Source organism: Pseudoduganella sp. S-14 (genome assembly GCF_049913285.1).
Taxonomy (GTDB): Bacteria; Pseudomonadota; Gammaproteobacteria; order Burkholderiales; family Burkholderiaceae_D; genus Rugamonas.
The window spans coordinates 4,050,235-4,069,828 of the sequence record NZ_CP183991.1 but is presented as its reverse complement, the minus strand read 5'-3'; the positions used below and the strand labels follow the sequence as shown (position 1 = coordinate 4,069,828).

The 19,594-nt window shown below is 66.8% G+C and carries 8 protein-coding genes and 1 pseudogene; 7 read left to right on the top strand and 2 right to left on the bottom strand.

All coding sequences use genetic code 11. The annotated features are described in order from the left end of the window. Nucleotides 1-61: 61 nt before the first annotated feature. From ACN9MZ_RS18520 to recD, 5 genes are all read left to right on the top strand, one after another. Nucleotides 62-235: a hypothetical protein gene (locus tag ACN9MZ_RS18520; protein WP_426338424.1), complete on the top strand. Its 174-nt coding sequence runs from the start codon at nucleotides 62-64 to the stop codon at nucleotides 233-235. Between the two features lie 153 nt (nucleotides 236-388). Next, nucleotides 389-3,463: a CHASE domain-containing protein gene (locus ACN9MZ_RS18515; protein ID WP_426338423.1), complete on the top strand. Its 3,075-nt coding sequence runs from the start codon at nucleotides 389-391 to the stop codon at nucleotides 3,461-3,463. Between the two features lie 48 nt (nucleotides 3,464-3,511). Then, entirely contained in the window at nucleotides 3,512-6,910 is a 3,399-nt protein-coding gene (recC, locus tag ACN9MZ_RS18510) for an exodeoxyribonuclease V subunit gamma (protein ID WP_426338422.1), read from the top strand. Continuing rightward, nucleotides 6,907-10,539, top strand: a complete 3,633-nt coding sequence (gene recB / locus ACN9MZ_RS18505) for an exodeoxyribonuclease V subunit beta (RefSeq protein WP_426338421.1) — start codon at nucleotides 6,907-6,909, stop codon at nucleotides 10,537-10,539. Before recC ends, recB begins: the two co-directional genes overlap by 4 nt. Continuing rightward, nucleotides 10,536-12,467, top strand: coding sequence for an exodeoxyribonuclease V subunit alpha (gene recD, locus ACN9MZ_RS18500; RefSeq protein WP_426338420.1), 1,932 nt, complete (start codon nucleotides 10,536-10,538; stop codon nucleotides 12,465-12,467). The genes recB and recD overlap by 4 nt, the downstream gene beginning before the upstream one ends. Here the strand turns inward: recD and ACN9MZ_RS18495 are convergent. Both ACN9MZ_RS18495 and ACN9MZ_RS18490 read right to left on the bottom strand, forming a co-directional pair. Next, nucleotides 12,447-14,777 carry a histidine kinase dimerization/phospho-acceptor domain-containing protein gene (locus tag ACN9MZ_RS18495; protein ID WP_426338419.1) on the bottom strand — a complete coding sequence of 777 codons (2,331 nt, stop codon included), beginning with the start codon at nucleotides 14,775-14,777 and terminating at the stop codon, nucleotides 12,447-12,449. The genes recD and ACN9MZ_RS18495 overlap by 21 nt on opposite strands. 32 nt (nucleotides 14,778-14,809) lie before the next feature. Then, complete coding sequence (locus ACN9MZ_RS18490) at nucleotides 14,810-15,676, bottom strand: serine hydrolase (RefSeq protein ID WP_426338418.1); 867 nt, start codon at nucleotides 15,674-15,676, stop codon at nucleotides 14,810-14,812. 234 nt (nucleotides 15,677-15,910) lie between these two features. Here ACN9MZ_RS18490 and ACN9MZ_RS18485 point away from each other — a divergent pair, with 234 nt between their 5' ends. Next, nucleotides 15,911-17,380 (top strand): GAF domain-containing protein, encoded by a 1,470-nt coding sequence (locus ACN9MZ_RS18485; protein WP_426338417.1) that lies wholly within the window; start codon nucleotides 15,911-15,913, stop codon nucleotides 17,378-17,380. A gap of 9 nt (nucleotides 17,381-17,389) precedes the next feature. Further along, nucleotides 17,390-19,576 (top strand): annotated as a pseudogene (locus tag ACN9MZ_RS18480) (PAS domain S-box protein); the annotation flags it as partial. Nucleotides 19,577-19,594 lie beyond the last annotated feature (18 nt).

Here is a 19,594-nt window from a genome sequence, read left to right as displayed (position 1 = left end):
GCCGGTACAGCTCCAAAGTCCAGTTCACGCTGCGCGCCGCATTTGCACCGGGAAGTGTAAAGTGCACTATGAAAGTCCGGCTCGCGCCCGGTGCGCCAGGCCGGAAGGCCGCTTCCAGCATGGCATCGAATTCGCGGTGTTCCAATACTGGCGCGGGTGGCTGAGCCTGCGCACGGGGCGCTGCGGCGCCGGCGGGCGCGGCAAGGCCAAGGCCGGCAAGATGCATGCAGGCTAGGAAATTCCGGCAAGCCCGGGATGCCGGTAAGATGTGGAATCCATTTTTCATGATGAGCCCTCCTGTCGCGCTTTGGACCAGGGGGAATTGAATTGGTTCCGTTCAGGGCTGCTTTAATAGTATGCTGCTCAAATGCAAGACTTTTCTCAATGGATGAGGCGGAAGTGGCGTGGCCTGGGCGGCGGGCGGGCCCTGCTATGGCTGCTCGGCCTGTCGCTGGCATCTGCCGTTGGCGCGACCTTGTATGCCATCACGTCCCACACGGTGGAGGATGAGGCGCAGCTGCGCTTTGACAATCTGAACCGCGCCACCCAGTACAGTATTTCGGCGCGCGTGAAGGCCTATTCGGACGTGGTGCGTGGCCTGGTGGCGCTGTTCCAGACCACCGACCATGTGACACGGCTGCAATTCCGGCAGTACGTGACGAGCCTGAACATCGGCAAGCACTACCCGGCACTCGAGGCCATCAACTATGCGCCGAACGTGCCGCAGGCGGAGCGCGAGGCCTTTGTCGCCGCGGTGCGGGCCGATACCAGCCTGACGCCCGGCGGTTATCCGAAATTCGACATCAAGCCGCCCGGCAAGCGCGAACAGTATGCGCCGCTGACTTACCTCGAGCCGATGGGCCTGATGATGGAAAAGTTTGGCGTCGACATCACCGCCAATCCTGCCATCGACCGTGCCATGCAGCTGTCGCGCGACACGGGCGAGATCAGCGCGTCCGGCCAGCCGGTGCTGCTCAAGCAGCCGGTACCCCATATCGGGCTGGGCATGCGCCTGCCCGTCTACAAGCGCGGCATGCCGGTGGATGATGTCAGCAGCCGCCGCGCCAATTTCATCGGCACGGTCGGCATCGGCTTTTCGGTTTCCAAGCTGATCCAGGGAGCGATTGACGAGATGGCGGACCGCCAGGTGCACATGATCCTGTACTCGGACGCTTCCACCGACCCTGAAAAACGCAACCTGACCATCGAGCCTGATGACCGGCTGCTGTTCAACGATAACGGTTCAATCGACAAGCCCGCCGCATTGCCGGGCGATCCCGGCGACTATTTCATTTCCGTGCTGCCGATCGATTTCAACGGCAGCCTGTGGAAAGCCCAGTTCTACGCGCGCAAGGACGCGATGATCGTCGGCTTCGACCGCTGGATACCCTACCTGGCCCTGGTCACGGGTTTTTCCGGAACGCTGCTGATCTACGGCTACCTGTTCACCATGTATTCGCAGCGCCGCAATGCACTGGAGCAGCGCCGCCTGCTCGATAGCGTGCTCGATAACGTGGAGGCGCACGTCTACATGAAGGACCAGGACCGCCGCTACGTCTACGTCAACGCCAAGATGGCGGAGGTGATCGGCTTGCCGGTCGAGGACATCATCGGCCGCCTGGATATCGAAGTCATGCGCAAGCGTGAGGCCGACGACGCCTGGCAGGAGGACCACGTGGTCCTGACGGATCGCCAGAAACGCTCGGGCGAGGCGAGCTACACCGACCGTCACGGCGTGGTGCACCACCTGTGGACGGTGAAGGCTCCGGTGCGGCTGGAGAAGGATGTGACGGTGGTGATTGCGCTGTCCACCGACGTCACCGAATTGCATGTGCTGAAAGAACAGGCGCGCGCGGCCAACCAGGCCAAGAGCGATTTCCTGTCCAATATGAGCCACGAGATCCGCACGCCGATGAATTCCGTGATCGGCATGGCGCACCTGGCCTTGAAGGGCGCCACCAATCCGAAGCAGAAGGATTACCTGCAAAAGATTTACCACTCCGGCCAGCACCTGCTGGGCATCATCAACGACATTCTCGATTTCTCCAAGATCGAAGCCGGCAAACTGGACCTGGAAGTGCTGGACTTCGCGCTGGAGTCGCTGCTGACCAATATCTCGGGCCAGTTGGGCGACGCGGCCAGCCGCAAAGGCCTGGAGCTGGTGTTTGAAATCTGGCCGGGACTGTCGCACCAGTTGCGCGGCGACCCGCTGCGCCTGGAGCAGGTGCTGTTGAACTTCACCAGCAATGCCATCAAGTTCTCTGAAAACAGCAAGATTTACATCCGCGCGCGGCCGGTCGAGGACCGCGACAACTACACCGTAGTGCGCTTCGAAGTGCAGGACAACGGCATCGGCATGACGCCGGCCCAGGTCTCGAGCCTGTTCCAGTCCTTCCACCAGGGCGACACTTCGACTACCCGCAAATACGGCGGCACCGGCCTGGGCCTGGTGATCAGCAAGCAGCTGGCGGAGCTGATGGACGGCACGGTGGGCGTGGAAAGCGAGCCAGGCAAGGGTTCGACCTTCTGGTTCACGGCCAAGCTGCAGAAGGGGACGCACCTGCTGCAGGCCACCGATTCCAACGCGCTGCAGCCGGACATGCTGGCGCCGATCCACGGCGCATCGATCCTGCTGGTCGAAGACAATATCTTCAGCCAGCAGGTCGGGCAGGAGTTGCTGGAGGACGCCGGCGCCACCGTGGTGGTGGCCAACAACGGCAAGGAAGCCATCGACCTGCTGTTGAAAGAGCACTTCGACTGCGTGCTGATGGACGTGCAGATGCCGGTGATGGACGGTTACGAGGCCACCCGCATCATACGCGCCCATCCCAAGCTGTCTGGCACCCTGATCATCGCCATGACGGCCAACGCGGGCCGCGAGGACCAGGCGCGCTGCCTGGCCGCCGGCATGGACGAATTCGTCACCAAGCCGATCGCGCCGACCCTGCTGTTCTCGGTGCTGTCCAAGTGGATGAGCCAGCGCGCAGCTGAGGGGCGCACGGCGCAGGTGCGCAGCACCACGACGCCTGGCCAGCCGCAGCCTGCGCCGGTGCCGGAACCTGCCGCCGTGGCGGAACCTGTCGCCGGGCCGGAACCTGGCAATGGCGGCGAATCGGAGCTGTTCGACCTGCGCGCCCTGGCCCAGACTTTCGGCAACAAGCCTGAAAAGATGCGCAAGTACGCCAATATGTTCGTCGACTCCGCGCAGGAAGGCTTGCGCGAAGTGCAGGTTGCGCTGGAGGCGGGCGATATCGTGCGCTTGTCGGAGCTGGGCCACCGCATCAAGTCTTCGGCGCGGGCTGTGGGGGCCATGAGTTTTGCGGACCTGTGCCTGGCGCTGGAAAAAATGGTGCCGGCCGACGGCATCGACCGTGCGCGCGCCATCGTCAGCCAGATGCAGCCTTTGCTGGATCGCCTGCGCGAGCATATTGCCCAGGAAATGAACGCGAATATTCCCGGATAGCCGACTTTGCGGCGATAATGGCGTTCCACGCTATTTCGCTGCTTTTACATGGCTCAAAGCATCCAACCCGGACTCCTGATTTTGCACGGCAACCAGCTGGAAGAGTTGCGCAGCGCCGTGTTCCAGTGGTTGCGCGGCCATCCGCTGGCGCCGCTGGAGCAGGAGATTTTCCTGGTGCAGTCGAACGGCGTGGCCGAATGGCTGAAGATTGCGCTGGCTGAGGAAACGGGCCTGTGCGGCGCCACCCGCGTTGCGCTGCCGGCACGGCTGCTGTGGGAAATCTATCGGGGCATGCTGGGCCATGCGCGCGTGCCGCCGATTTCCGCTTTCGATAAAGGTCCCTTGACCTGGCGCCTGATGCGCCTGCTGCCGCAGTTGCTGGTGCTGGATGCCTTTGCGCCGTTGCGCCATTTCCTGCGCGACGGCGACCCGGAGCGCCGCCTGCAGCTGGCCGAACGCCTGGCCGACCTGTTCGACCAGTACCAGGTGTACCGGGCTGACTGGCTGGAGGACTGGGCTGCGGGCCGCGACCAGCTGCGCAACGCGCGCGGCGAGGCAGTGCCGCTGGCGGCCGACCAGCGCTGGCAGGCCGAATTGTGGCGTGCCGTCGCGGCCAGCGTGCCGGAAGAAGAACGCGGCCTCGGGCGCGCCAGCGTCCATGCAGCGTTCGTCGATGCGGTGCAGCGCGGCGACACGCCGCTAGGCCGGCTGCCGCGCCGCATCGTTCTGTTCGGCGTATCGGCGTTGCCATACCAGACCCTGCAGGCCATGGCCTCGCTGGCGCGCTTTACCCAGGTGGTGATCGCGGTCCCCAATCCGTGCCGCTATTACTGGGGCGATATCATCGAAGGCCGCGACTTGCTGCGCGCTGCGCGCCACCGCCACGCTGCGCGCAAGGGCATCGACTTGTCGGCTGTGCCGCTGGAAGCGCTGCACGCGCACAGCCATCCGCTGCTGGCGAGCTGGGGGCGGCAGGGGCGCGACTATGTCCGCATGCTGGACGAATTCGACACCGCCAGCGACCTGGAAGGGCGCGACGACAAGCTGCGCGTGGACCTGTTCGGCGATGACGCAGGCGAGACGCTGCTGGCGCAGGTACAGGCGGCGGTGCGCGACATGCTGCCGCTGGCCGAGCATCCGCACATTGCGCCCGAGGACAGCGACCGCTCCATCGAATTCCACGTGGCGCACAGCGTGCAGCGCGAAGTCGAAATCCTGCATGACCAGCTGCTGGGCATGTTTGCCGCCGATCCTTCGCTGCGGCCGCGCGACGTGGTGGTGATGGTGCCGGACATCGATGTCTTCACCGCCTCGATCCGCGCCGTGTTCGGCCAGCACCGCCGCCATGACCCGCGCTTCATCCCGCACGAAATCGGCGACGTCAACGACCGCAGCGTCAATCCGCTGCTGGTGGCGCTGGAGTGGCTGCTGCGCCTGCCGCAGCAGCGCTGCCGCCAGAGCGAGGTGCGCGACCTGCTGGATGTGCCGGCCCTGGCGCGCCGTTTCGGCCTGTCCGAAGACGACTTGCCGACCCTGGGCCAGTGGATCGAAGGCGCCGGCGTGCGCTGGGGCCTGGATGCAGGGCACCGTGCGGGCCTGGGCCTGGCGCCGGCGGGCGAACAGAATGCCTGGATGTTCGGCGTGCGCCGCATGCTGCTGGGCTATGCGGCAGGCAACGGCACTGCCTATGCCGGCGTCGAGCCGTATTCGGAAGTGGGCGGGCTGGACGCCGCCCTGGCCGGCTCGCTGGCGCAATTGATCGAGGCCTTGCTGGCCTGGCGCGAACGGCTGGACGTGGCGCGCCGGCCTGCCGACTGGGGCGAGCAGGCGCGCCTGCTGCTGGCCGGCTTCTTCAGCGACCGCGACGAAAGCGACCGCCTGACGCTTTCGCGCCTGGACGATGCGCTGGACAAGTGGCTGGAGACTTGCGAGGACGCCGGTTTCGACGAGCAAGTGCCGCTGGCAACCTTGCGCGAAGCGTGGATGGGCGGCCTTGACGAACCGTCGCTGGAGCACCAGTTCGTCTCGGGCGGCGTCACTTTCTGCACCCTGATGCCGATGCGCGCCGTGCCTTTTCGCGTGGTCTGCCTGCTCGGCATGAACGATGGCGACTTCCCGCGCCGCGCCAGCCGCGCCGACTTCGACCTGCTGGCCTTGCCCGGTATGGCGCGTCCGGGCGACCGTTCGCGCCGCGACGACGACCGCTACCTGATGCTGGAAGCCGTGCTGGCTGCGCGCGACAAGCTGTACGTGAGCTGGGTCGGACGCAACGTGCGCGACAACAGCGAACAGCCGCCATCGGTGCTGGTGGCGCAGTTGCGCGATTACCTGAGCGCCGGCTGGAGTCTGGACCTTGCCGCGCGCACCACCTTGCATGCGCTGCAGCCTTTCAGCCGCGCCTACTTCGAGCGCGGCGGCTTGCTGACCTTTGCCGGCGAATGGCGCGCGGCGCATGACGCCGGCGATGCGTCTGCGGCGCCCGTGGCGTTGCCGCCCTACGAGGTGGAAGAGGGGTTCCGGCTGCGGCTTTCCACGCTGGCAGCCTTCCTGCGCCAGCCGGTGCGGCATTTCTTCCGCCAGCGCCTGGGCGTCTACTTTGCCGAATCGGCGATGGTGGGCGAGGATGAGGAACCGTTCCAGCTCAACGGCCTGGAACGCTACAACCTGGAAGATGCGATGCTGGCAGACAGCGGCGAGATGGAGCCGATTGAAGAGGTGCGCGCCACCTTGCGCGAACGCGGCCAGCGCCTGCGGCGCCAGGGCGTGCTGCCGATCGGCTTGATCGGCGACCGGGTGCTGGACGAACTGGTCGAAGAACTGGTGCCTGTGCGCACGGCCTGGCTGTCGCTGCGCGGCACATACCGCGAAGATGCGCCCAAGCTGGCCGTCCACCTGACGCTTGCCGGCCTGGAGCTGGAAGACTGGATCGACCAGTTGCACCGGGCCGGGGACGACACGGTATGGCTGATGCAGATGTCCTCGCGCGTGTGCGATAAATCCGGCGCGCCGCGCGGTGAAAAGCTGATCCCGATGTGGCTGCGCCAGCTGGCCGCAGCCGCACAGGGCCACCCGGTGACCGGCTTCCTGGTTGCGCGCGATGCGATCGTGATCATGGCGCCGCTCGACCCGCAGGCCGCGCTTGCGGTCCTGACCGGCATAGCCGAATTGTGGCGCAAGGGGATGGACCAGCCATTGCCCGCAGCCTGCAAGACCGGGCTCGCGCTGGTGACGGAAGGCGATCCGCGCAGCGTCTACGACGGCGGCTTCGAGCTGTCAGGAGAGAACGAGGACCCGTGCCTGGCGCGCCTGTGGCCGGACTTTGCCTCCCTGGCGGGAGACCCCGGCTTTGCCGACACCAGCCGTGCGCTATACCAGCCGCTGGCGCACTGGCTGGCGCAATCGGTTGCGGTGCAGCCGATCGAGGGCGACGGGGAGGGCGAGGAATGAGCATCGCGCTTGACCCGCTCGACTTCCCGCTGCATGGGTCGCGCCTGATCGAGGCCAGCGCCGGCACCGGCAAGACCTGGACCATCGCCGCCCTGTACGTGCGCCTGGTGCTGGGGCATGGCGGGGCGAACGCCTATCGCCGGCCGCTGATGCCGAACGAAATCCTGGTCATGACGTTCACCCGCGCGGCCACCCGCGAACTGTCCAACCGGGTGCGCGAACGCCTGGTGGAAGCGGCAGCGTACTTCCGCGCTGAAACGCCGCAGGCGCCCGATTCCTACCTGGACGCGCTGCTGGAAGCATTGCCCGAGCATGCCGCGCGCCAGCAGGCAGCCTATCGCTTGCAGCTGGCAGCCGAAACGATGGACGAGGCGTCAATCTTCACCATCGATGCCTGGTGCCAGCGCATGCTGCGCGAGCACGCTTTCGACAGCGGCAACCTGTTCGACGAAGAGTTGCTGAGCGACGAGGCGGCGCTGTATGAAGACGCGCTGCATGATTACTGGCGCCAGCACGTGTACCCGCTGGGCGAACAGGCTTTGCGCGTGCTGCTTTCCACCTGCCGCGACGTGTCCGCGCTCGGCCGCAGCGTGCGCGACCTGGCGCGCCGGCCCGATGCCGCAGGGCTGGCCGGCCGGGAGCCGTTGGGCGCCATGATCGGCCGCGTGCAGGGCGAGCAGCAGGCCGCACTGGCGACGCTGAAGCAAGGATGGGCCGAGCGGGCAGCGCGCATGGAAAGCTGGATCGCATCCCAGCGCGAGGCCAATCCGAAGTGCTTCAACGGCACCAAGCTGCGCGCCGACAATGTCGCCAAATGGTTTGCGGCCCTGCGCGACTGGGCCAACGATCCTGTGCTGGCCGAGCCGGACATGAACGCCACGCCGTGGTTTCGCCTGACTCCGGCCGGCATGGCCGACGCTTGCGCCAAGGGCTTCGCTCCCGACATTCCGGCGGACTTCGAAGGGATCGCGCCGCTGCGCCGCGCCCTCGATGCCATCGAGCCGCTGCGCCACCACGTACTGCGCCATGCAGCAGCGACGATTGCCGCGCGCATGGAGGAATTGAAACGCCAGCAAAGGCTGTTCGGCTTTGCCGACATGCTGGAGCGCCTGCGCGGTGCGCTGGAAGGCGCCAATGGCGAGGCGCTGCGCCAGCGTATCGTCAACCAGTTCCCGGTGGCCATGGTCGACGAGTTCCAGGACACGGCGCCCAGCCAGTACCGCATTTTCAACCTGCTGTACCAGGTCGCCGCCAACGATCCGGATCTCGGCCTGTTCCTGATCGGCGATCCGAAACAGTCGATCTACGGCTTCCGCGGCGCCGACATCCACAGCTACCTCGATGCGCGCCGTGCCACGGAGGGCCGTCATTACCAGCTTGGCACCAACTTCCGCTCCACGGCGCAGATCGTGGCTGCGGTCAACCAGGTCTTCCTGCATGCGGAAGGCGTGGCCGGGCAGGGCGGGTTTGCGCGCGGGGCATTCCGCTTCCGCACCGACAAGGGCAATCCGCTGCCGTTCGAGGCGGTGGGCGCGCGCGGCCGCGCGGAGCGCCTGGTGGGCCCGGCCGGCGACATCCAGGCGCTGACAGCCGGCTGCACCATGGAGCAGCTGGGGGCCGACGCCTACCGCGACTACTTCGCGGAGCAGTGCGCCGAGCATATCGCCTGCCTGCTCAACGATCCGGCTACCGGCTTCCAGGGCGGCGAAGGCTTCAGGCGCCTGCAACCAGCCGACATCGCGATCCTGGTGCGCGACCGCCGTGAAGCGGCTGCCGTGCGCCGTTCGCTGCAACGCCGCCTGGTGCCCAGCGTGTACCTGTCCGACAAGGACTCGGTGCTGTCCAGCGAGGAAGCCGTGGACATGCTGCGCTGGCTCTCGGCAGTCGCCAACCCGCTCGATGGCCAACTGGCGCGAACCGCGTTTGCCACCCGCACCGCCAACCTGCCGCTGGCAGAACTGGCGCAGTTTTCGGCCGACGAACTGGCCTGGGAGCGCCGCGTCGAGCAGCTCAAGGAGTTGCACGTGGTCTGGCAGCGCCAGGGGGTGCTGGCCATGCTGCGCCGCTTCATCCACGACCTTGGCTTGCCTGCGCAGCTGCTGGCGCGGCCCGGCGGCGAACGCAGCCTGACCAACCTGCTGCACCTGGCCGAGCTGCTGCAGCAGGCCAGCCGGCAGCTGGAAGGCGAACAGGCGCTGATACGCTGGCTGGCGGAGCAGATCGGGGACGAAACGGATGGCGGCGATGAACGCGTGCTGCGGCTGGAGTCGGACGCGGAGCTGGTCAAGGTGGTAACCGTGCACAAGTCAAAGGGCCTGGAATACCCGCTGGTCTACCTGCCGTTCGCCGTTACGGTGCGCAAGGTGGACAAGCGCAACCGTACCTTCTTCGAATACACCGACGCCGACGGCGAGCACCGTCTCGACATGCACCTGTCCGAGGAAGGCCAACTGGCAGCGGAAGCGGCCCGCATCGAGGAGGACCTGCGCCTGCTGTATGTCGCGTTGACGCGCGCCCGGCATTTTCTGTGGCTTGGCGTGGCCGCACTGCCGGCGCGCAAGAAGGACGAAAATACCCTGCACGATTCGGCGCTTGGCTACCTGCTGACCGGCGGCGAGCCGCTGCCTGCCGGCCTGTTGCTGGAAAGCTGGCAGCAGCTGCGCGGTGATTGCGATGCCATTTCCATCGCCCTGCTGGAGCCCGCCGTGCCTGTGACGCGCCTGGCGCGCGCGGTCGAGCGTGCGCCGCTGGAAGCGCCGCTGGCATACCAGGGCGATTTTGAGCGCGACTGGTCGGTCGGCAGCTTCACCTCCCTGGCAAGGCGCAGCGGCAGCGAGCCGTTGCCTGCACCCATGCATGCCTCGCAAGAAACGCTGCTGGAAGGCGAGGAAGAGGGCGCAGCGCTGCGCATCGAGGACACGGCCTGGCACCGCTTCCCGCGCGGCTCGGTGCCCGGCAATTTCCTGCACGACCAGCTGGAAGCGCTGGCGCGCGACGGCTTTGCTTCGATCCACCAGCAGCACTATATGGAACGCGCTGCGCGCCAGATCAGGCGCGCCGGCTGGGGCCATCGTGAAGCCGATACCCTGGAATGGCTGAAGGTGATCGTCACCACCGAACTGCCGCCGCTGGGCAGCGCGCTGGACGCGATCGGGCAACTGCTGCCGGAAATGGAATTCTGGTTCCCGAGCGAGCGGCTCGATACAGCGCAGCTGGACCGCCTGTGCCGCCAGCACCTGCTGGACGGCATTGCCCGTCCCGCCTTGCCGCAGCGCGAGCTGCACGGCATGCTGAAAGGCTTCTGCGACCTGGTTTTCGAATACCAGGGCCGGTACTGGGTGCTGGACTACAAATCGAACGCACTGGGCGGCGGCGATGCGGCCTATCACAAGGCTGCGCTGGCGCACGGCATGGCGGCGCACCGCTACGACGTGCAGGGCGCGATCTACATGCTGGCCCTGCACCGGTTGCTGCGCACGCGCCTGGGCGAGTCCTACGACCCGGCCACGCAACTGGGCGGCGCGATCTTCTACTTCCTGCGCGGGGTCGGCAACGAGCAGACGCGCGGTTGCTACCTGCTGCCGCCCGAAGCGGCGCTGCTGGACGGACTGGACGGGCTTTGCCGATGAGTTTTTACGAACATACCGACATGCTGGCCGAAGGCGGCATGCTGCGCCGCCTGGGACCGGTGTTTGCGCGCTTTGTGACTGCGCTTGCGCCGGACGGCGGTCCCGCATCGGGCCGGCCGCTGGCGTTGGCCTGCCTGCTGCTGTCCGAGCTCGAAGGACGCGGCCACAGTTGCCTGCAACTGACGGCGCTGGCCGGCGATCCCTCGCCCATGCTGGGCTGGGGCGAAGACGACTGGCAAAGCCTGTGCGAGGAAGCCGGCGAACTGCCGCAAGGGCTGGCAGGCTGGCACGAATTCCTGCAGGCCTGCCCGCAGGTGCTGGCCTGGCCGGGCGGCGTGGAAAGGGGCCAGCCGCTGGTGCTTGCCGGCGGCCGGCTGTACCTGCGCCGCTACTGGTCGGACGAGAATACGGTGGCCGATGCCGTGCGCGCCCGCACCGGCCCGGAAAAATGGGGGCCGGCTCCCTCGCTGGTGCGCCAGTGGCTGGACCGGCTGTTCACGCATGCCCCGCGCGAGGGCGGGACCGACTGGCAGAAGATCGCCTGCGCGGTCGCCACGCGCGGCGGCCTGGCAGTGATCACCGGCGGTCCCGGCACCGGCAAGACTTACACGGTGGCGCGCTTGCTTGCCTTGCTGTTTGCGGTCGAAGGCGTCCATGCCGACCAACTGCGCGTGGCGCTCGCGGCCCCAACCGGCAAGGCTGCTGCCCGCCTGAAGCAAGCCATCGACGGCGCGCTGGGCGACCTGGAACAAAGCCTGGGCGGCGCATTGCCGCTGCGTGAGCTGGCGCAGCGCATGGGCGGCGCCCGCACCCTGCATTCCCTGCTCGGTGCTCGTCCGGAGACGCGCGCCTTCCGCCACAATGCCGGCAATCCGCTCGACGTGGACGTGCTGATCGTCGATGAAGCGTCGATGGTGCACCTGGAGATGATGGCGGCCCTGCTGGATGCCTTGCCCGGCGGCGCGCGCCTGGTCCTGCTGGGCGACAAGGACCAGTTGGCATCGGTGGAAGCGGGTTCGGTGCTGGGCGACCTGTGCCATGATGCGCAGGCCGGTGGCTACGACGCTGCCACGGCGGCCTTTGTGGAAGCGGCATCCGGCCAGGCCATCCCGCCGGAATTCCTCGGCAATGCCGGCGCTCTGGCGCAGCAGACCGTCATGCTGCGCCAGAGCCGCCGTTTCGGCGGCCCGATCGGCCAGCTTGCCATTGCCGTCAATCGTGGCGATGCCGATGCGGCCCGCGCCGTGCTGCGCGCCGACAGCGGGGGACAACTGCACTGGAACGAAGCGGCGCAGCAGGAGGACATGCTGCGCCTGGCAGTCGAAGGCTACCGGCCCTTCCTGGAGCTGGTCAGGCAGGGCCCCGGCGCTGCCGGCCATGATGCCTGGGCCGCCGGCGTGCTGGCTGCCTTCGAAGCTTTTCGCCTGCTGTGCGCCGTGCGCGAGGGCGAATGGGGCGTCTCGGGCCTGAACGACAGCATTGCGCTACGCCTTGAACAAGTTGACTTGCTGAAGCGGCGCGGCGACTGGTATGTGGGCCGTCCGGTCATGGTCACGCGCAACGACTACGCCACTGGCGTGTACAACGGCGACATCGGCCTGGCGCTGCCCGACCCCGCGCGCTGCGGTTCCTTGCGCGTGTATTTCTCGGAGGGCGGCCAGGTGCGCAGCGTGCTCGCGACCCGCCTGCGCAATGTGGAAACGGCGTTCGCCATGACAGTGCACAAATCGCAGGGTTCGGAATTCAGCCACACGGTGCTGGTGCTGCCGCGCGAAGCGCCCAGCGTGCTGGCGCGCGAACTTGTGTACACCGGCATCACGCGCGCCCGCCAGCGCTTTACGCTGCTGACGCCAAATCCGGGCGTGCTGCCGGATGCGATCCGGCGCCGTACCGAACGCACCAGCGGCCTACGCAGCCTGCTCGCCTGATTCGCCGCCTGCTTGCAGGTCGGCGTGGATCGCCTGCAGCACCGCGTCCAGGGCCGGCGCAAGCGCCGCCAGTTCCGGCGCCGCGTCGCCGCCGGAGCGCAGCGCCCCGACCACGCCTGCCGCGGCCTGGCGCAAGGCTTCCATGCCCAGCTGCGCCGACAGCGCGGCCAGTGTGTGCGCCATGCGCTGCGCGCGCTGGCGGTCGCCCAGGGCCACGGCATCGCCAATGGCCACGTGCAAGGCGGCCTGGCCCTGCAGGAACTGGCCCAGCATCTTGCGCAGTTGCGCGTGGTTGCCATGCAGGCGCGCCAGCGCACCGGCCATGTCGGCGCCAAGGGCGCTCAGCGCAGGAAATGCCGCTTGCGCCGCCGCCTGCGCTTCAGCGCAAGCGACTGCGCCGGGCAGCGCATGGCGGAACAGGGCGGTGAAGACAAAGCGGTTGCCTTCGGCCGGATCGCTTTCCAGCAGCAGGTGGCCGCCCATCATGGCTGCCAGCTGGCGCGCCACCGAAAGACCCAGTCCTGCCGCCGAATCGCCCGGCCCCATCGGTTCGTAGAGCTGGACAGCGGCGTCGCGCGCCGCGCCAGTGTCGCGTACCTCCCAGCGCAGTACCGTGCCGTCTTCGGCGCCGGCGTCTTCGCGCCGCAGCAGCAACTGCACCTTGCCCCGCTCCGTGAATTTGACCGAATGCGCCAGCAAATGCTGCAGCAGCTGCTGCAGGCGGGCCGCGTCGCCTACCAGTTCTTCCGGCAGCGCCGCCTCCACGCTGCATTCGAGCAGCAGGCCTTTGGCTTGCGCCGCAGCCTGCCATTCCGCGCAAGCCTGTTCGGCCGCGCGGCGCGCGCTGAAGACGCATTCTTCCATATGGAACTTGCCGGCCTCGATGCGTGAGAAATCAAGGATATCGTTGAACATCGCCATCAGGCTGGCGGCAGCGCCGTCGACCTGTTCGAGGTAGCCGCGCTGGCGCGCATCGAGCGGCCCGCGCAAGGCCAGTTCCGTCAGGCCGATGATGGCATTGAGCGGCGTGCGGATCTCGTGGCCCATATTGGCCAGGAAGGCGCTCTTGCTGCGATGGGCGTGGTCGGTTGCCTCGTGGGCCGCGGCGATGGACCGCTCGGCCTGGCGCAGTTCCGTGACGTCGATACCGAAGCTGAGCAGGGCGATCTCGCCTTCCTCCAGCGCGCTGTGGTGCCAGGCGATGCGGCGCTCATCGCCCGACGCCGTCTGCAGCAGATGTTCGTGGCCGGCCGGCATGGCACGGAACTGTTCGGGGTGTCCGCCTTCTGGCCATTGCGACACGGCCGACATGGGCAGCAGCGGCAGGTCGCGCCAAACGCGTCCCAGCACGCTGTCGCGGCTGCAGCCTGTGACCTGCACCGCCGTTTCGTTGAAGATCAGGACTTCGCCCTCATGCCCCAGCCCCAGCACCAGCATGTCGGCGCTGTTCAACAGGCGGTCCAGCAACTGGCGCGTGCAACGCAGCTTGCGCTCCGATTCGCTGCGCGCAGTTGCGGAAGCGGCCAGGCTCTGCTGCAGCCCATGCAGGGACCAGAGCAACTCGCCTGCTTCGTCGGGGAAGGGCGGCGGGGCGGGCGATGCCAGGTCGCCGCTGCGCACACGCTGCGCAATCGCCAGCGCCTGCGCCAGCGGTTGCGTGATGCTGCGGCTGACCAGCCATGCCATGCCGATGGCAAGCGCCAGCGAAGCGGCCAGGATGGCCAGCAGCAGCGCGCTGTCGAAGCGGATGCGTTCGGCTGCCTGGCCCTCGATGAAGCGTGCGCGGCTGGCCGCCAGGTTCACCAGGTCGTCCACCACTTGCCGGTGCTGCTCGTAATGGCGCTGCATCTTGGCCAGCGCACGGCCGGCGCGCGGCCGGTCCCCCAGCTCCAGCGCGGGCACCAGCTGGCCGAACGCTTCGTTGTAAAAAGCCGTGGCCTGGATGTTGGCCTGCTTGAGCGATTCGGCCAGGCTGCCGTCCAGGACCTGGCCCTGCCAGTAATGGACGCGCGCCACCTGCTGCGCGTGCAAGGTGCGCAGGCGCTGCGCCAGCTGTTCGCGTTCGACCTGGCTGCCAGCAGCTGCCAATTGCTGCGCGACGAGGAACGATTCAATGATGTACAGCGGCGGCGGCAGCACGTCCGCAATCAAGTCCTTGCCCTGCACCACGTCGCCGTACAGCGGGCCGTTGACGCGCAATTGGTCCAGGGTGCGAAACGACCAGAACCCGTACAGCAGGAAGCCGCCGGCGAAGATCGCCACCAGGATCGCCAGGCGGCGTGCGAAGCGCAGGTTGCGCAGCAGGTCCATGGTGCCTCTCGGCAGCGAACCCCGTCAGGCTCTTACATGCGGCGGCGACGGCGTTCCGTTGTGCGCACGACCTTCTTGCGCGGGCTCGATACTTTCATCACTTGAGGAGCGTTGTCGCCTGCCAGCAGGCGGCGGATGTTCAGCGCATCCATCAGGCGCGCCGAATTGCCCCCGGCGTTCAGCAGCACCAGGGTGGCTGCGCGGCCGGCTTCCGTGATGCGCATGATCAGGCAGCGGCCCGCTTCTTCGGTATAGCCGGTCTTGGACAGGCCGATATCCCAGCCCTTGGCGCCGACCAGGCGGTTGGTGTTGTGGTACTGCACCATGCGCCCCTTCATATTGATCACTTCCTCGGTATCGGTCGTGATGCGGCGGATCTCGGGATACTGGGCAGCGGCGGCAGCCATTTTCACCAGGTCGGCTGCGTTCGAGGTGTTGTTAGGCGACAGGCCGGTCGGTTCATCGATGCGGGTGCTGGTCATGCCGAGCTGCAGGATCTTGGCGTGCACCGCGGCAGTAAAGGCGGCCGGGCCGCCCGGGAAGGTGCGGGCCAGCGCGGCGGCGGCGCGGTTATCGGACGACATCAGCGCCAGTTGCAGCACTTCGCCGCGCGACAGCGTGGCGCCGACCGGCACGCGCGAGGTGCTGTGCTTGAGCGTATCGACATCGTCCTTGTCGATGCTGATCTGCTCGTCCATATCAAGCTTGGAGTCGAGCACGACCATTGCGGTCATCAATTTGGTCAGGGAGGCGATCGGAACCACGGCGGTGGCGTTCTTCTCGACCAGCACTTTGCCAGTCTCATCCTCGACGACAAGCACGGATTGCGAGCCCAAAGGCACGGCAAACGCGGCTGCGGAGATCGACATCAGCAGGGCGGCAGTTATTTTCTTGAACATGATGGGTGTGATGCGTTCGTTCGGGGCGGAATATTGCTAGATTAAGGGCAATATCCTAAATATGGACGATATCACTATCGGGTTAACTCGTCCAGCAAACGTCAATCATGCGCAACTGAACAATAAAATCCATGGCGTGCGGCACCTGCGGCGGGAATGCTGGTATTGTTATTCGATAATATTTCCTTCTTGAAATTTGCCATGTTGGTAATTGAGAGAATTGCAAAATATCGCTTGCGGGCCTGGGCTGTGGTCGCGCTATTGGCCGCGGCGGCGGCCCTGCTGGCCGGCAGCAGCTACCGCGCCAGGCTGGAACAGGCCAGGCTGGAATTATTGAAGATCGACGTGCAGCGCGACGCTATTGCTGCAATGTCATTAACCCTGGACAGTAATTTGATGGGGGCGATTTCCCTGCTCGGATTGATTGAGCCGGATATCAAACAAGACAGTACCGAGTCAATTGCCGCCAACCAGCCGAAAATGTCGGCCTTATTGGAAAACGTGGCCCGCAGCCAGCAAATCCAGGGTTTATTCGTGGTCGGCCGGGACGGCTTGGTCAAATCGTCCTGGGACGATAGCGGAAAACCGTCGACCGGGATCGACGTGCGCTTCCGGCCTTATTACAAGGAAGCCATGGCCGGGCGCAACAATATCTATGCCGCCGTCAGCCTGGCGCGCGGCGACCATGCCCTGTATTTCGCGGCGCCGGTCTACGCCGGCATGGCGCGCCGCGGCGATCCGGTGGGCGTGGTGGTGGCGCGCACCGGCATGGCAAAGCTGGAGCGCCTGCTGGCGCGCAGCGGCCAGGCCGCCATCTTGCTGTCGCCGCAAGGCGTGGTGTTTGCCAGCAGCCGGCGCGAATGGCGCGGCATGCTGGCCGGCGAGGTGACGCCGGCCCGGGTGGCCGGCATCCGGGCCGTGCGCCAGTTCGGCAAGTTGTTCGAAGAGAAGGAGCCGCGCCCGCTGCCGCTCAAGCTGGCGCCGGGCATGGTGCAGGGCGAAGGCCGGCATTTTGCGGTGGCCTCGGCCAGCGTGGACTGGCACGATCCATCCGGCGCCTGGCAGTTGGTGGTGCTGGAAGACCTGGGCCAGAGCGTGCCGCCGGGCAGCGGCGTGCCTGCCGCTGCCATGGCGGCGGCCGTGGTGCTCCTGCTCGGGGCGGCCGGCCTGCGCACCGTGCGCAGCCAGGCGGCGCAGCAACGCGCCCACCGCGAGCTCGAACGCGTGGCGCAGGAGCAGGCACTGCGCGCCGAACGCAAGATGCAGCTGGCCCAGGTGGCGCTGCAAATGCAGCAGGCAAGCGACCGCCATGCCCGCCTTACGGCCTTCCTCGACCAATGCCACCTGCTGTTCGGCGCCATGCAGGGCAGCATCTACGCTGCCGTAGCCGATGGCCTGGTGCTGACCGCCAGCTATGCCAGCACGGCGCCGCCGGCCCGCCTGGCGCTGGGCGAGGGCCTGCTTGGCCAGTGTGCCCTGGAACGCGAGGCGCGCATCGTCGACGCCAGCGGCGCCGGCGCGGCATGGAGCATTCGGTCCGGGCTTGGCGGCGCATCGCCCGGCGCTTTGCTGCTGGCGCCAGTCCAGTTGCAAGGCCGCCTGCTGGGAGCCGTGGAACTGGCGCTGCTTGCAACGCCCGACGCAGCGGCGTATGAACAATTCCTGTCAGCGCTCGACCTGCTGGCAATCAATATGACTGAGTAGGGAGGAAGCGTGGCCCGCTTACTGACGCGACTTGAAAAACTGGGCCTGACGTGGAAGCTCGCGCTGGGTTTTGGCGGCAGCCTGTTGATCACGCTGGCGTTCGGGCTGCACAACGTCACCACCCAGGCCCGGCTGCATGACGAGATCCTCGGCATCTACAAGAACGACTTGCTGGGCATCTCCGACGCCAAGGATGCGCTGATCCAGTTTGCCCAGCGCGGGCGGGCCTTGCAGCAAGCCTTGCTGGCGCGCGACAAGGCTGGCCGCGAGTATGCGATGTCCATGCTCGAAGAGGCCCAGCGCAGGCAAGACCGTGCGCTGGAGGAACTGCGCCCGCGCATCATCCGCGAAGAGAATCGCAAGAACCTGGCCGAATTCGAAACGGCCTACGCCGACTATCACCTGCGCGTGGACGATGCGCTGCGCCTGTTGCGAACCGGCCAGGTGGAACAGGCCGTCGCCGTGGTGGCGGACCCGGGGTTCCAGGAACATGCCATCCGCGCCAATAATGCCTTGACGCGCATCGCCGAAATCAAGGAAGACAGCGCGCGCCACCAGATCGAAGCGATGCAGGCTTTGTCGCGCTACGAAAAGCAGCTCACCTATGGCTTGCTGGGCCTGAGCCTGGTGCTGGGCGTGCTTTTCAGCTATCTGGTGGGACGTTCGGTGCGCCTGCCGTCGGAGCGCCTGCGCAGCGCCGTGCAGCAGCTGGCCAAGGGCAAGCTGGGTGCCGAAGTGCCGCTGACCGACTTCCCGAACGAGATGGGCAGCCTGGCGCGTTCGATCAAGGTGCTGCAGGAGGAAGCGTGCAAGATGGAGGCGCAGCGCTGGCTCAAGACCCACCTGGCGGCGATCGGCAACGACCTGCAATCGGCGGAAAGCGCGGAAGACCTGGCAACGCGCACGCTGGCGTTGCTGGCGCCGCTGGTGCAGGCTGGCCACGCGGCCTTCTACCGGCATGAGGCGGAAGAGGGCAGCCTGGCGCTGCTGGCCGGCTACGCGATGCGCGGCAGGTCCGCGGCGCAGCAGCGCTTCCTGCTTGGCGAAGGGCTGGTCGGGCAGTGCGCGGCGCAGCGCAAGCCGATCGTCATGCGCCAGGCGCCGGCGGGCTATGTGCGCATCGGCTCCGCGCTGGGCGAGGCCGACCCTGCCAGCATTGCCATCGTGCCGGTGCTGCGCAATGAACGCCTGCTGGGCGTGCTGGAACTGGCAACGCTGGAGCCTTACGGCGACCAGGCCCAGGCGCTGCTCGATGGCGCGCTGCCGGTGATCGCGATGAATATGGAAATCCTGGAGCGCAACGAGCGCACCAGGCTGCTGGAAGAGCGCAGCCGGCTGGTGCTGGGCGCCGTCAGCGACGGCATCGTCGGCCTCGACCTGGCCGGCCGGGTCACCTTCGTCAACCCGGCGGCGCCGGCCTTGCTCGGCTACGAGGAAGGCGAGCTGGTAGGCGCCGAATGGCAACAGGATGGCGAGCAGCTGAAGCGCAAGGACGGCAGCACCTTCCCGGTGGACTACGCGGACCGGCCCATGTACAAGGATGGCGCGCAGGTCGGCTCGGTGGTGGTGTTTCGCGACATCACCGAGCGCAAGCAGTTGGAAGAGCAGATCAAGCGCAGCAACTTCCTCGGCGATATCGCACTGGAAATGACCGACTGCGGCTACTGGGTGGTGGACTACAGCGACCCCGAATACTACACGCAGTCCGAACGCGCCGCGCGCCTGCTGGGCGAGCCGCTGCGGCCCGGCGGCCGCTACCACCTGCAGGACGAATGGTTTGCGCGCGTGGTGGAAGCCGATCCCGAAGGCGCGCTGCGCGTGGCGGCCCGGGTGCAGGGCGCCCTCGACGGCAGCTACGACAAGTTCGACGCGGTGTATGCCTATAAGCGTCCGCTTGACGGCCGGGTGATCTGGCTGCACGCGGTCGGCACCGTGGTGCGCGACGAGCAAGACGGCACGCCGCGCTTCATGTATGGCGTCTACCAGGACATCACCGCGCAAAAAGCTGCCGAGGACGAGCTGCGCGTGGCCAAGGAGCAGGCGCAGGCCGCCACCCGTGCCAAGAGCGATTTCCTGGCCAATATGAGCCACGAAATCCGCACCCCGATGAACGCCATCATCGGCATGTCGCACCTGGCGCTGCAGACCAACCTCGACAAGCGCCAGCGCAACTACGTCGAGAAGGTGCAGCGCGCCGGCGAGAACCTGTTGGGC

What these genes read in the sequence shown, in the direction of transcription:
- ACN9MZ_RS18515 (WP_426338423.1), top strand. Translation starts at nt 389, where the DNA reads ATGAGGCGGAAGTGGCGTGGCCTGGGCGGCGGGCGGGCCCTGCTATGG.
- recC (WP_426338422.1), top strand. Translation starts at nt 3,512, where the DNA reads ATGGCTCAAAGCATCCAACCCGGACTCCTGATTTTGCACGGCAACCAG.
- recB (WP_426338421.1), top strand. Translation starts at nt 6,907, where the DNA reads ATGAGCATCGCGCTTGACCCGCTCGACTTCCCGCTGCATGGGTCGCGC.
- recD (WP_426338420.1), top strand. Translation starts at nt 10,536, where the DNA reads ATGAGTTTTTACGAACATACCGACATGCTGGCCGAAGGCGGCATGCTG.
- ACN9MZ_RS18495 (WP_426338419.1), bottom strand. Translation starts at nt 14,777, where the DNA reads ATGGACCTGCTGCGCAACCTGCGCTTCGCACGCCGCCTGGCGATCCTG.
- ACN9MZ_RS18490 (WP_426338418.1), bottom strand. Translation starts at nt 15,676, where the DNA reads ATGTTCAAGAAAATAACTGCCGCCCTGCTGATGTCGATCTCCGCAGCC.